Annotated in this window: 12 protein-coding genes; 9 read left to right on the plus strand and 3 right to left on the minus strand. The window is 30.0% G+C overall.

Features of this window, described 5'->3' with window-relative positions:
- Positions 1-257 precede the first annotated feature (257 nt).
- The 5 genes from CHB63_RS13095 to CHB63_RS13115 are packed head-to-tail and all read left to right on the plus strand — an operon-like array spanning position 258 to position 5,614.
- The gene (locus tag CHB63_RS13095) at positions 258-851 is read left to right on the plus strand and encodes a TetR/AcrR family transcriptional regulator (protein ID WP_176420369.1); all 594 of its coding nucleotides are present in this window, start codon (positions 258-260) and stop codon (positions 849-851) included.
- On the plus strand, positions 851-2,227 hold the full coding sequence (locus CHB63_RS13100; RefSeq protein ID WP_089378917.1) for a TolC family protein: 1,377 nt from the start codon (positions 851-853) through the stop codon (positions 2,225-2,227). The genes CHB63_RS13095 and CHB63_RS13100 overlap by 1 nt, the downstream gene beginning before the upstream one ends.
- A 7-nt stretch (positions 2,228-2,234) precedes the next feature.
- The gene (locus tag CHB63_RS13105) at positions 2,235-3,227 is read left to right on the plus strand and encodes an HlyD family secretion protein (RefSeq protein WP_089378918.1); all 993 of its coding nucleotides are present in this window, start codon (positions 2,235-2,237) and stop codon (positions 3,225-3,227) included.
- A 1-nt stretch (position 3,228) separates the two neighbouring features.
- The gene (locus CHB63_RS13110; protein WP_141107313.1) at positions 3,229-4,398 is read left to right on the plus strand and encodes an ABC transporter permease; all 1,170 of its coding nucleotides are present in this window, start codon (positions 3,229-3,231) and stop codon (positions 4,396-4,398) included.
- Between the two features lies 1 nt (position 4,399).
- Positions 4,400-5,614 (plus strand): ABC transporter permease, encoded by a 1,215-nt coding sequence (locus tag CHB63_RS13115; RefSeq protein ID WP_089378920.1) that lies wholly within the window; start codon positions 4,400-4,402, stop codon positions 5,612-5,614.
- Between the two features lie 67 nt (positions 5,615-5,681).
- Here the strand turns inward: CHB63_RS13115 and CHB63_RS13120 are convergent, their stop codons facing one another.
- Genes CHB63_RS13120 through CHB63_RS13130 form a run of 3 tightly spaced genes read right to left on the minus strand, consistent with a single transcriptional unit; the run spans position 5,682 to position 10,655 of the window.
- Positions 5,682-7,217 (minus strand): YifB family Mg chelatase-like AAA ATPase, encoded by a 1,536-nt coding sequence (locus CHB63_RS13120; protein ID WP_089378921.1) that lies wholly within the window; start codon positions 7,215-7,217, stop codon positions 5,682-5,684.
- 20 nt (positions 7,218-7,237) lie between these two features.
- The gene (locus CHB63_RS13125; protein WP_089378922.1) at positions 7,238-8,272 is read right to left on the minus strand and encodes a LacI family DNA-binding transcriptional regulator; all 1,035 of its coding nucleotides are present in this window, start codon (positions 8,270-8,272) and stop codon (positions 7,238-7,240) included.
- Positions 8,265-10,655 (minus strand): penicillin acylase family protein, encoded by a 2,391-nt coding sequence (locus tag CHB63_RS13130; protein WP_089378923.1) that lies wholly within the window; start codon positions 10,653-10,655, stop codon positions 8,265-8,267. The genes CHB63_RS13125 and CHB63_RS13130 overlap by 8 nt, the downstream gene beginning before the upstream one ends.
- A 128-nt stretch (positions 10,656-10,783) precedes the next feature.
- Between CHB63_RS13130 and CHB63_RS13135 the strand changes: the two genes are divergently transcribed.
- The 4 genes from CHB63_RS13135 to CHB63_RS13150 all read left to right on the plus strand — a co-directional run bounded on the left by CHB63_RS13135 (position 10,784) and on the right by CHB63_RS13150 (position 14,240).
- The gene (locus CHB63_RS13135; RefSeq protein WP_089378924.1) at positions 10,784-11,260 is read left to right on the plus strand and encodes a hypothetical protein; all 477 of its coding nucleotides are present in this window, start codon (positions 10,784-10,786) and stop codon (positions 11,258-11,260) included.
- On the plus strand, positions 11,250-11,450 hold the full coding sequence (locus CHB63_RS13140; RefSeq protein WP_089378925.1) for a helix-turn-helix transcriptional regulator: 201 nt from the start codon (positions 11,250-11,252) through the stop codon (positions 11,448-11,450). The genes CHB63_RS13135 and CHB63_RS13140 overlap by 11 nt, the downstream gene beginning before the upstream one ends.
- Before the next feature lie 126 nt (positions 11,451-11,576).
- Positions 11,577-13,589: a sensor histidine kinase gene (locus CHB63_RS13145; RefSeq protein WP_089378926.1), complete on the plus strand. Its 2,013-nt coding sequence runs from the start codon at positions 11,577-11,579 to the stop codon at positions 13,587-13,589.
- The gene (locus CHB63_RS13150; protein ID WP_089378927.1) at positions 13,590-14,240 is read left to right on the plus strand and encodes a response regulator; all 651 of its coding nucleotides are present in this window, start codon (positions 13,590-13,592) and stop codon (positions 14,238-14,240) included. It begins immediately after the preceding gene.
- The last annotated feature ends 165 nt before the right edge of the window (positions 14,241-14,405 follow it).

Raw genomic sequence — 14,405 nt, forward strand, 5'->3', positions numbered from 1 at the left:
ACTAATTATTAGATGATTTTAGTCAAGCCAACCTTCTCTGTCTAAACTTCTAAATCGGCAATTGTTCTTTAAGCATTAATTAAAGTTTTTAGTATAAAATAGAAAATGCAGATTAGATGTTATTAAATTCATTTATCTCAATTTTTTGAAGACGTTTTGTTTTTGAAATTCAATTTAAGGTGAAAGAAAATAAATACAATACTTATTAATGAATGAATATTTATTCATATATTTGCTCCGTATTTAAAAAAGAAGATATGGCACGTAAAATTGATGAAGATAAATTGTTAAGAATTAAAAATGCTACGATGAAAACAATCGTTGATTGTGGAATTGAAAAAACTACGATTGCAATGATAGCCAAAAGTGCTAAGGTTAGTGGCGGTTATTTATACAGAACATATAGTGGTAAACAAGCTTTAATAGATGAATTGTATTTTGATAAGGTATCTTCTTTAAATAGCGAGCTTTCATTTTTAATTGGGTTGAATCCAACGAGCATTACTTCAATTTTAGAAACTTTTATACAGAACAGATTGTTATTCGCTCTAAATGAACCTATAGCTTCAAAATTTTTCTATCAACTTCTTCATAATGATAATTTTACTTTAACAGGGGAGATAAAAAAAGAAACTATCGATATTATAGAAAATATAAAACAAATTGGAGTTCAATCTGGAGAAATATCTAAAAGTACAAATCTCACACAAATACATTATCATATTTTAGTATATGTAGTTGACTATATTCAATTTATTAGATCCAATTTTTTTGAAAATCAAGAACTCAATACTACAGTAATTGATTATTTAGTAATTAATATTTTAAGCATTTTCAAAAAAGATAATTAATGAAACTTTATTTCAAAAAAATAGTTTTAACATCAGCTACAAGTTTTATTTATTTAATAGTATTATTAAGTAGTAACATAAGTTATTCGCAGGACCTTTCCTTAAAAGAAGCTCATCAGTTAATGCTTCAAAAAAATGGAGACTTAAAAGCTTCTCATTATGAAGTAAATGCTTCAAAAGAAGAAATGAAAGCAACTAAAGGATTGTTTTATCCGAAAATAAGTATTTCTGGAACTTATATGAATTTAGATAAAGACATTAGTGTGGATTTAAATCATACCCGTGATTTAGCTGGTGGTTTATTGGAAATTTCCAATCCGGCAGAAACTCTTGGGAATTGGGATATTACATTACAAGATAAAAACTTTGGGTTTGCATTCTCAAGTATCAATTGGCCCATTTTTGCAGGTGGAAAAATAAAGGCTGCCTATGAAGCTGCAGAAATTAAGTTCGAACTGTCTCAAAATCATCATCAAATAAAAGAGAATAGTTTAACCGTAAACCTAATCAATTATTACTATTCTTTAAAACTGGCAAAGGAAGCCGAAAACTTAAGAAAGAAAGTATATGAAACTGTTAAAATTCACTATCACCACGCTGAAAAATTATATGAAAATGGTATTATTCCTGAAGTTGAAACTTTAAATGCTAAAGTAGCTTTGTCAAATGCAAAAAGAGAATTATTGGCTGCTCAAAAAGATGTTTCATTGGCTAAATCAGCTATTAAAAATTTAGTGGGAGGCTCAACATTTAGTTCAACTTCAACAAGTTTTATTGAACCAACCATTTTGGCTTCATTAAATGAATTTCAACAGCAAATGCTACAAGGTAATGAACAGCTTCATTTTTTAGAACAAAATAAAAAGTTAGCCAAAGTAGGTGTTAAGGTTGAGAAAAGCGACTATTACCCTAAAGTAGCATTAATGGGTTCTCATAAGTTATGGAAAGATAACATGCCTTTAATTGAAACCAATTGGGCTGTTGGTGCAGGTGTTACTTGGGATTTGTTTGATGGTTTTCAAAGAGATCACAAAATAAAAGCCGCCAAGTACAAAGTTTCTCAAGTAAAGATGTTAGAAAAACAAGCACAACTTAATCTAAATACATATACTGAAAAATTATACAATGAAATGGCTAAACAGCAGGAACAATATTTAAGCTTGAATAATGATGAAAAATTAGCTGAAAGATTAAAGTTTATGCGAGTACGTGCGTTTGAAGAAGGAACAGGAACTTCATTAGAAGTTATAGATGCAACTTTAAAACAAACCCAAATTATATTGCACAAATTAAACGCACTCTACCATTATAATATTGCTTATGGAGAGTTAATGGTAAGTTTAGGAAAAACAGAAACATTTTTAAATCAAATTTAATATTGAAATGAAAAAATCAAATAATATAAAATCCGTTATAAGCATTATTGTTATTGCAACGTTGCTATTAATAAGTCTTTGGTTTATTAGCAAGCCAAAGGAAGTGGTATTGCAAGGTCGAATAGAGGCGAAGGAAATTTACCTTTCTTCCAAAATTCCAACTCGTTTAAAAACGATTGAAGTTTTGGAAGGAACAAGTGTTACTAAAGGTCAGTTATTAGCAACTCTTGAAAGTCCTGAGATCGACGCAAAAGAGTTGCAAGCAAATGCAGCTAAAGATGCTGCAAATGCACAGGTAAAAAAAGCAAAAAATGGAGCTTTACAGGAAGAGATTAATGCATACAAAAGTATTTATGAAAAAGCTGTTGCGGGTGTCAATGTTATGGAAAAAACATATGAACGTATTGAAAATTTATTTAAAGATGGTGTAGTTTCTGAACAAAAAAGAGATGAAGTTTTGGCAAAAAAAGAAGCTTCCTTGAGTGATAAAAATGCAGCATATAACAAATATCAGTTAGCCTTAAAAGGCGCGAGGAAAGAAGATATTGAAGCTGCAAACGCTCTTTTAAGAAGAGCTCAAGGTGCTATAATAGAATTGGAGAGTTATAAAAGTGAACGATTTATTATCAGCCCAATAAATGCTGAAGTTTTAAATTTTTTACCTGAAGAAGGCGAATTAATTGGAGCTGGTTACCCTGTTGCACATTTGGTTGACCTTTCAAATTCATATGCTATTGTAAATGTAAAAGAAACCAACCTTTACAATTTTAAAAAAGGATCTGAGTTTACAGCAACTATTCCTGCTTTAGAAAATAAGGATGTTACTTTCAAAATTTATTATGTAGCTGCTTTAGGAGATTACGCAACCTGGAATGCCACCAAATCATCTGGTGATTTTGACATTCGTACGTTTGAAATTAAAGCGTTGCCTGTTAATAAAGAAATTGAATTACGCCCAGGTATGAGTATTTTAATTGACTATTCACAATTTAAAAATTAGAATGAAATCATTTCTTCTTATTGCTAAACGTGAAATTAGATTATTATTTCATAACAAATCAATTTTCATTTTTTCGGTTGTTTTACCTTTTATTTCCATCTTATTTTTTAATACACTTTTAAGTGAAGGTGTTGCTAGAAATTTGCCAATTGCTGTAGTTGATTTAGATAATTCATCTGTTTCAAGAAATGTAATTAGCCAATTAAATGCAACTCCAGAACTAGAGGTTAGCAATCAGCCTATAAGTCAATTAGAGGGTGAAAATTTAATCCAACAACTTAAAGTCTATGGATTGGTTACCATTCCTAAAAATTTTGGAAGTGATTTAAACCAAGGAAAACAAGTTTACGTTTTAAATCAATATAATAGTAGTCTTCTTTTACCATCAGGGTTAGAAATTAAAGCTGTTAACCGCGTTATTGGGGAACTCTCTGCAGGGCTAAATATTAAAAAGCAATTAAAAAATGGAGTGTATATAAAACAAGCAAAAGTTAATCTTCAACCAGTAACGTCTAATAATCATATTTTATCAAACCCATACACCAATTATTCTTACTATTTAAACTCAGGATTTTTAACTTTATTTTTTCAAATATTCGTTATTTTAACAACTATTTATTGTTTTGGTACCGACTTAAAATATAAAAAGGGAGAGAAATTATATAACATTGGAAATGGAAATCTGTTAACTATAATATTGGGTAAAACCTTGCCTTATACATTGTGGTTTTACTTTGTTGGATTAGTAATGTACTTCAGCATGTTTGTATTTCAAGATTTTCCTTTATTTGGAAGTAAATGGGCTGTATTAGTAGCTTTACTTTTGTTAATTATTTCAACACAGGCTGTTGCTATATTCTTTATCTCAATAAGTAAAAGCTTTAGAGAATCTTTAACTTATGGTTCTGGTTTTGCCGCTATAAGTTTATCATTTTCGGGGATAACTTTTCCAATTTTTGGAATGCCAAAAGTATTACAATGGTTGAGTCAAATATTCCCTTTTACACATTTTTTCGAACTATTTTTAGATCAAACTCAAAGAGGCTTTCCGTTATTTTACTCGATTAAACCAATCATAATTTTAGTACTTCTTACTATTATTCCAGTTTTATTAGTAGCTAAAAAATTAAGAAATTTATTAAAACAAGGCTCATTTCTACAACGTATATAAAATGAAATCATTTTTCAAGAAATACCAGCAGGCGAAAACTTCATTTTGGAATACAGTTTCAACTGAATGGAAAGCAATAAAATATGACAAAGCAGTAATAAGTGCTTTTTTTTCAGTTGCATTTGTAATACTTATTGTTTACACTTATATCTATTCTAACGAAGTTATTCATGAAGTTCCAGTAGCAATTGTAAATCAGGATAATTCTAAAGCCAGCAGAGATTATATTTCAATGCTAGATGCATCTGATGGCATTAAGTCAATATCAACTTATTCCGATTTACAACAAGCTAAAACTGATTACTTTGCTAAAAAAGTGATGGGAATTGTAATTATTCCTAAAGATTTTGGAAAAGATATAAGAAGAGGAAGACAAACAACCATTACCACATTTGCTGATGCTTCAAACATGATATTTTATAAAAAAGTATTGGTTGATGTTTCGGTAACAACCGGGTATTTTAATGCAGGCATTGTTATTAAAAAAGAAATGGCAAAAGGAAATTCAATAGCTGTGGCTAGTCAAAATTATAGTCCTATTAAAATTATCTCAACTAGTTTATTTAACGCCTCTTCGGGCTATGCAACTTATATTATACCAATGCTAACAGCTTTAATAGTTCAATTAGTTTTACTAATGGGAATTGGAATTATTAATGGTTCTAGAAGAGAAGATAATTTATTACAAAAAAACTTCCCAGAACTTCATCATAACGGAGGAGCTATCCCGGTTTTACTAGGAAAAGCTTTTTTATATTCACTAATTTTTGCAGTAATACTGCCATTACAGATTGGAATAGTTTATACCATTTTTTCAATTCCAATTCGTTCTTCATTGATTCTTATTTACTTGTTTTCAGTTCCGTATTTATTTTCAGTGGTTTTTTTAGGAATTGCTATAAGTTCGTTTTTTAAAAGAAGAGAAGATTCCATTGTATTTTTAGTGCTTTTATCAGTGCCGTCACTTATGTTAAGTGGCTTGTCATTTCCTACTGAAGGTTTTTCAAACTTTTACCAGCAACTTGCAAAGTTAATTCCTTCTACACCCGGAATGAATGGATTTGTAAAATTAACTCAAATGGAAGCCTCCTTTTCAGAAGTTTTAAGCGAATGGAATCATTTATGGTTATTAGCTCTAATTTATTTTTGGATCGCATTGATAACTCTTAAATTTCGCATTTCAAGTGAAAAAAAACGCAATCAGTCACCTATTTGAGGTTGAGATTTTAAATAAGAAATTATTAAGAATCGTGATATTTTAAAAAGAAATTTAAGGAAAGCATTTACCCCAACCAACCTTCTCTGTCTAAACTACGATATTGAATTGCTTCAGAAATATGATTTGAAGAAATATCAGGGACACCTTCTAAATCGGCAATTGTTCTTGATACTTTTAGAATCCGATCATAAGCTCTGGCTGATAGGTTTAGCCTTTCCATAGCATTTTTTAAGAGTGTTTTACTCTCTTCCGTTAAAACACAAAATTTTCGAATTTGTTTGACACTCATTTGCGCGTTATAATGTACATTTTCAAGTTCTAGAAATCGTTCAGATTGTTTTTCGCGTGCTTTTGTAACACGAGTTCTAATTATTTTGCTTGGTTCAGCTTGTCGCTCCTCTGTAAGTTTCTCAAAAGGAACTGGATTTACTTCAATATGAATATCTATTCTATCTAAAAGTGGACCTGAAATTTTGCTTAAATAACGTTGCATTTCAGCAGGTGAAGAAGTTACTGGAGCATCGGGATCGTTAAAATATCCACTTGGACTGGGATTCATACTTGCAACCAACATAAAACTGCTTGGGTAAGTTACTGTAAATTTTGCTCTTGAAATTGTTACTTCTCGGTCTTCTAAAGGTTGTCGCATCACTTCCAAAACAGAACGTTTAAATTCAGGTAATTCATCTAAAAATAAAACGCCATTGTGAGATAATGAAATTTCACCTGGTTGAGGATATTGCCCTCCACCAACAAGTGCAACATCTGAAATTGTGTGATGAGGAGAACGAAACGGACGTTGATTCATTAAACCACTTTCTTTTACCTTGCCAACAACAGAATGTATTTTAGTTGTTTCCAACGCTTCTTGTAATGTCATTGGAGGCAAAATAGAAGATAGTCGTTTGCTTAACATTGTTTTTCCACTTCCTGGAGGTCCAACAAGAATTATATTATGTCCGCCAGCTGCTGCAATTTCCATAGAACGCTTCACAGATTCTTGTCCTTTTACATCAGAAAAATCAAATTCTGGATTGTCTAAATCTTTATAAAATTCGGCGCGTGAATCTATTATAGTTTGTTCTAACTCGGCTTTTTCATCAAAAAAATTAATAACTTCAGTAATATTTTCTATTCCATAGATTTTTAAATCACTTACAATTGCAGCTTCTTTTGCATTTTGTTTTGGTAAAATAAATCCTTTAAAACCTTCTTCTTTGGCTTTAATGGCAATTGGCAAAGCACCTTTTATTGGTTGTAAACTTCCATCTAAAGAAAGCTCTCCCATTATTAAATAATCACCTACTTTTTCTGACTTAATTTGATTTGAAGCAGCTAAAATCCCAATGGCCAAGGTTAAATCGTAGGCAGAGCCTTCTTTACGTAAATCAGCCGGAGCCATATTTATGGTGATTTTTTTCCCAGGAAGTTTGTAGCTGTTATTATTTAAAGCAGCAGAAATTCTGTAGCTACTTTCTTTAATAGCATTATCTGGCAGACCAACTAAATGGTAACCAATTCCTTTATCAATATTTACTTCTACGGTAATAGTTGTGGCTTCAACACCGAAAACGGCGCTGCCATAAGTTTTCACTAGCATAACAATTTTTTCTTTTTCTTTTAAAACTTAATAAAAAGTTTTTTTGTTGATTCTCGCTCAACTAACTGAGTTCTAATTATTTCAGTTTTTATATCGTCAAATTTAACTTTACCTTCCAATTTATCTATTAAACGAGTTGCAGCAACTTCACCAGTTGTATGTGCAAACCTGTTTACACTTGTAAGTGGCGGAGAGCTATATCTAGATAAAATTCCATTTGTAAAACCTACAATGGAAACTTCATCAGGTATTTTAATATTTCTTTTATTTAAAACTTGTGTTGTAATTGCCCCGGAAATTTCATCAACTGTAAAAATACCATCAACTTTATTAGAGTCGAGCATTTTATTGATACGTTCTGTTAATCCATCTTCACCATCCTGTATAATTATTAAATCTTCATTAGGTACAACGTCATATTTTGTAAGCGCTTTTAAATACCCTTTAACTCTAAACTTATTAATATTTATTCCTTCTGAAGTTGAAATTATAGCAATATTTTTACATTCGGACTTCATTAAAAATCGAGTAGCTTTATAAGCACTTTTTATATTGTCAGTTACAACTTTATCACAATTAATGTCTTTATGTACACGATCGTACAAAACAATAGGCGTTCCTTCATTAAGAATGTCATTAATATGCTCAAAGTTTTTCATTTTTAAAGTCTCAACTGAAATACATGCAATAAAACCATCAATAGTTCCATTAGACAACATTTCCATAGTGTTTACTTCCTTTTTGAAGGATTCGTTTGTGATACAGGTAATAATATTATAACCTTTTTCAGTTGCTACTTTTTCAATTCCGCGCAATGCTCGTGCAAAATAATAATTAAGAATATTAGGAATTATAATACCAATAGTTTTAGTTTTTTTGTTTTGTAAGCTTAATGCAAGTGTGTTTGGCTTGTATTTATGCAATTTTGCATATTCTTGTATTTTACTTTTAGTTTCGTCGCTTATTTCGTAACTATCGTTTAAGGCCTTAGAAACAGTAGAGATGGAAACGCTTAATGCTTTCGCAATCTGTTTTATAGTTATTCTTTTATTCATCTTTTGGTAGAATAATTAATTTGGTTGAACTATTTATTATTTCTTCTTTATTTAATTTCATTTTTCTGAATTCACCCTTGTTATACATTTCCGCCTGATCTTTATAATGTTCACTAAAAGGATTTCCAGATTGACCAGTTGGCAATATACTAATACTATTTTCAATATCCGAAAAATCTATAATTCTTCTTGTTGAAGGACCTGCAGTAATCTTGTACAATCCCGAATTGTCATATAAATAACCACGATTATCTATAACTTCACGAGCTCCTTTCATTGGAAATGGACCTACATTAAAATAGTCTTTTAAAGCAGCTACAGATCCAAGTGGATGTTCATGCTCTAAGGTATGAACTTTTCCCCAATTCCAATCATTAATTTCATCTCCAAGTTGATTTTCTAACATAGAAACAGTTTCTGTTAATGATTTTGATAAAATCGCTGTTTTTGTTTCTTTATTATCTGAAGTAGTTACATTGTCCCACCAAATTGAAGCATCTCTTTTTAAATGGTCTGCAACAACTCTTTTCATTAAATGTGTTTCTAGTAATTGTGTAAATAATTTTTCACCTAATTCATCTTCAAAAGTGTTTTTTAGGTATAAGTAAATCCATTTATTATATATTGTTGGAGCTACTTTTTCAGGAGTGTTTGAACCATCCCACTGGTTTAGTAAGTTTATAGCTTTTTGTTCTTTTTCACTAAAAGAATTAATATCTATAATTGAAGTAAATTCTTTGATATTACTTGGCGCAATTGAGGAGGTTACATCATTAATCATTACCCCCATTTCATCTTTAGTCCAATCGTTTTTTGGTTCTAAAGTTTCCACAATGCGTTTTGCTCTGTCTTCTGGTAAATAATATCCAGGATATAAAATATTGGCAATTGTATCTGGTTGGTTATTTGCGGAATACACATAATTCCATTCAGGATTTTCCGCCATAGGATTTTTACTAAAATCTAAATATTCAATAGGATCATCTTCACCAGAAGCGCCATCTAAAATAAATTTAGTATTTACATGTGGTTTGTGTTTATATAACTTTCCAGATGCCCACCAAGCAACATTTCCTTTGGCATCTCCATACATAATATTTAGTCCGGGAGCGTGAATCATAGAAGCTCCTTTTTTAACATCAGCCATTTTTGTAGCTCGTGAAATCGTATAAAGCGCATCGAGAACTTGACCGTCAAACTGTGTGTAAATCCAAGACATTGCAATTGGACTGGTTTGTGATATTTCATCCACAACATTATTCATTATTGGACCGTGTCGTGAACTTTTAACATCAATTATTACGTCTTCAGCATCTTTTACCTTTATAGTCTTAGAAACGGATTTATAAGTTGAAAAACCATTTGGTGTTTTGTATTGATTAGCATCTGTTGGGTGATTTTCTTCTTTATAAAAATCGATGTCATCATTTTCAAACATTGTTACACCCCATGCATAATCTCTATTATGACCCAATAACGGAAATGGAACTCCGGCAATATGGTAACCATACATTTCGTAATCTGGTGTTACAATATGGGCTTCAAACCAAACAGAAGGCTGTGAGTAACCAATATGTGGATCATTTGCAAAAAGCACATTTCCAGTAGCCGTCTTTTTTGCTGAAACCACCCAACTATTGCTTCCGATAAAAGGCGGAATTGGTGATGTGTTCAAAATGTCATTTACATTAGAAACTAAAGCCGAAAAATTTTCTAAATCTTGTTTAGAGTTTTTTATCAACGTTGTATTTGGGTCTATTTCAATGTTTAATTCTTTTAAATAATGAGGTCCTAATTTTTCTTTAACAATACTTAATAAAGGATCGGTTTTATGTGCCATTGCAAAACTAAAGGACATATAGCCTAAAATATTATAAACATCTTTTAATTTATATTGCTCTTTTTCAATTCCAATTAAATTAAACTCAATAGGAGTGGGACCATTTTCAATAAACTGATTTACGCCACTTAAATAGGCTATAGCCATTTTGTAAACTTCCCCATTTTTATCTAATTTTTCAATAGCTATTTTGGAAGCTTCTTCAACACCCAAGCTCACAAAAAACTGATCGTTTTTAAGCATGTCTTTTCCAAAGATTTCGGATAATCTGCCAGGAGAAATTCTACGCATTAACTCCATTTGCCAAAGTCTATCTTGCGCATGAACATAACCTAAGGCAGTCATTGCATCTTGCTGATTGTCAGCATAAATATGTGGAATGCCAAAATCATCAAAGTAAACTGAAGTTTCATTATCAATATTGGTTAAACTAACCGAGCCAGAATAATCTGGCTTTAGACTGTTGTAATACATCCAGCCACTAATAATACTTATAGCTAGTAATACAATAACAATAATTGCTATTTTTTTAAAAATGCGCATTAGGAAAAAGAGGTTTTTTTTAGTTGTTTCAAAGGTAATATTTTAAACGTTACGAAACTAAATAGTAAAAAATATTTGTCTAAATGTAAAAAATACTTTACATTTAAATATAATTTAAAATTATCAAAATGAAAACAAGATTTTTATTTTCGCACAAATACAAGCCTCTAGGTTGGTTTTTATTTTTAACAGGAATGGTTTTAGGAATCGTTTTATTGTTAAATGACATTGATTTTCCCAATTGGGAACTACAAGTTTTTCCTTTAATTAGTGAAAATGATATTTTTTCAAATCCTTCATTCGAATGGAATACGAATAACATTGCAGATGAAGTAGCTTCAATATTAGTTATTCTCGGCGGAATTTTAGTGTCTTTTTCAAAAACAAAAGATGAAGATGAGTATATTTCCAAAATTAGAATGGACTCATTAATTTGGGCGACTTACGTAAATTATAGTGTGCTAGTTTTAGCAATACTTTTCGTTTTTGATTTAAGTTTTTTCAATGTGTTAATTTACAATATGTTTACGGTATTGTTATTTTTTATGTTGCGTTTTCACTATGTATTGTACAAATCTAAAAGAGTGTTAAACAATGAAGAATAATATAAAAGTAGAGCGCGCCAAACATAATTTAACTCAAGCAAAATTGGCTGAAATGATTGGTGTAAGCCGACAAACTATTAATGCTATGGAATTGAATAAATATGTACCTTCAACTGTTTTGGCGTTAAAAATCTCAAAAATATTTAATAAAAATGTGAATGATGTTTTCTTTTTGGATAATGAAGATTGATTAGGTGCATTTATTATTAAATAGACATTTGAAAAGGGGTATATTTAATTAAGTCGTAATCTTTTTTATAATTGCTTGATATATACTTAATAAAAATTTATATTTACGAGTGTTGAAACAGCCTTTATGAAAAAATCCCTATTAGTATTCTCTTTTTTTTTAACATTTATTTTATCAGCCCAGGAAATAGAGAAATCTGTCAGAGAATTAAAAATAAAAATTGAACAAACTGAAAATTCTGAACGATTAATATGGTTAGATAGTTTAACTAAAGTAACACGTTATAGTACTGATTTTAAGTATGATTCAATAGCTACAGAAACCATTAATTATGCTTTGTATTTAGACTCGCTAAATATGGCAGCTTCACATACAGCAGATTTAATTTATTATAAAAACAATATAATTATTAAGCCTGAAGAAGGTTTGCAAATTTTTAAAAATTTTATGGCTAAAGGAGTAAACTTAAAAAATAAAAGAGCCTTGGCACTTTTGTATTTAAATTGTGCTGATAGTTATTATTTTTTGAATGATTTTGAATCAGCTCTTGAAAATTATGAGGTTTCAAAAAAGTATGCAAAAAAGGCTGACGATATAAGACTGCTAGGATTAGTTAACTTATATATGGGTTATACCCACTCAGATATTGGTGATTTTCCAAAGGCATCTATAGAATTGCAAGATGCTGAGAAGTTGTTTCAACAAATAAAAGATACTTTTAATATTATTGGGGCTAAAAATTCATTGGCCATTTTATACAGTCAAAATGCGTTTTATGAAGTTGCTGAACAAGAAAGAGAAGAAGCTATTGTACTTGCAAAAAAAAATAATAGGTATCGAAATTTAGTGTCTTTATATGCAAATCAAGCAGAAGATTTTAGAAGAGTTGGAAAAGGAAAAGAATATATAGCTAATTTATTAATGGCACTCGAATCTCATGAGAAATCAAAAAATGATTTTTATATGCGTCCCATTTTAATTTGTAAATTAATAGTTGCTAATGCAGAAGAAGGTTCTTTAGAAGAAATTGAAAAATATAAAAAGGAAATTGAAAGTGATATCAGTTTATATACTAATAATGCTAATAAAGAAAATTATATAGAAGCCATGAAAAATATTGCCTTTGTTGAAGGTGATTATAAAAAAGCGCTACTATTAGGAAAAGAGCATTTAGCTTTAAAAATTGAAGAAAAAAAACCTGAAGGAATCCAATATGCGGAAAAGTTTTTATCAAAAGTCTACAAAGCTCTGGGTAATAAAGGGGAAGCAAATTTACATTTAAATAATTATTATGTCATCAAAGATTCTATTTCGAGTGTACAAAAAATAAATGCATTGAGTTATTACCAAACATATTTTGAAACAAAAAAAAGAGATTTTAAAATTGAAAACCAAGAAAAAGATATTACAATACTTGGTGAAATAAGCAAGGTAAAAACTCAAATAATGCTTTTTGGAGGTGCAGGACTCATATCAATTTTCGGTTTTATATTATTATTTAAATCCCGTAATACAGCTAAAAGAAGGCAAAAATTACAAGAATCCTTTTCACGAAATTTAATAACAGCTCAAGAAAATGAGCGAACAAGAGTAGCAAGGGAACTTCATGATAGTGTAGGGCAAAAATTAATGCTATTAACAAAAAAAACAAAAATGGTTGAAAATAGTGATCTTTCCACACTTTCTGAAAATACGCTGGAGGAATTAAGAGCTATTTCACGCGGCTTGCATCCTCCAACAATTGAAGGTCTTGGAATAACAAAGGCCATCATTTCTATGATTAATGAAGTAGATGAGCATACAAATATATTTTTCACTAACGATATTGAAAATATTGATAATTTACTAAATAAAGATTGCTCACTTCATGTGTACCGTATCATACAGGAAGTTTTAAATAATATAGTAAAACACGCCAATGCAAAGGCCACATTTGTAACTGTTGAAAAAAAGAAAAAATATATAAAATTAAGTATTAAAGATAATGGAAATGGCTTCGATTTTTCAAAAGAGTTAAATAATAACTTAAGTCTCGGTATGAAAACGCTTAGAGAGCGCGCAAAAATTATAAAGGCAACATTAAAAATTTATTCTGAACACAATAAAGGAACTGTAATTCAACTAAAAATACCAATTTAAATGAGCCAAACAAACAATTGTACAATTGTAATTGCAGATGATCATCCAATGATATTAAAGGGCTTGTTTGAAGAATTAACTTCAAACGGATATATAGTTGTTGGGCAGGGAACAAATGGTTTAGAAGCGTTAGAATTAATTTTAAAATTAAAGCCAATGTTGGCTATTTTAGATATAGATATGCCTTTTTTAAATGGGTTTGAGGTGGTGAAAACAGCAAAAGATAAAAATGTTGAGACCAAATTTATAATACAGTCTTTTCATAAAGAAGCAGATTATGTTATGCAAGCAAAATCTATGCAATTAAAAGGGTATTTGTTAAAAGAAGATTCTTTTATTGAAATAGAAAAGTGTATAAAAGCCGTACTCAACAATGAAAGTTATTTTAGTACTTCCTTTGAAAGCGGTTTTTTACAAAACATGAGTAAAGAACTTCAGCAATTAAAATTATTAACACCTTCAGAAATAACTATTTTAAAGCAAATAGCACAACAAATTACAACAAGTGCTATAGCCGATGGTTTGGGGATTTCGGTAAGAACCATAGAAAAACATCGCAGTAATATTATTAATAAATTGAACTTAAAAAACGAATCTAACTCTTTAACCTCTTGGGCCATTTTAAATAGAAATACAATTATAACTTTATAAATTTCTATTAAAATAACAATATTTTAGTTTTGCTTTTAGGAGAAGCTGTTTTGCCAATTTTAACTTTCTTACCATGTTGTATACGTGGTACCACGTATAAAATTACGTGGTGCCTCTTATTTACTATATTAATATTCATTACTACCTTTCCAAAATATCATGCCT

The sequence above is a fragment of the Lutibacter flavus genome, from assembly GCF_900188355.1.
Taxonomy (GTDB): Bacteria; Bacteroidota; Bacteroidia; order Flavobacteriales; family Flavobacteriaceae; genus Lutibacter; species Lutibacter flavus.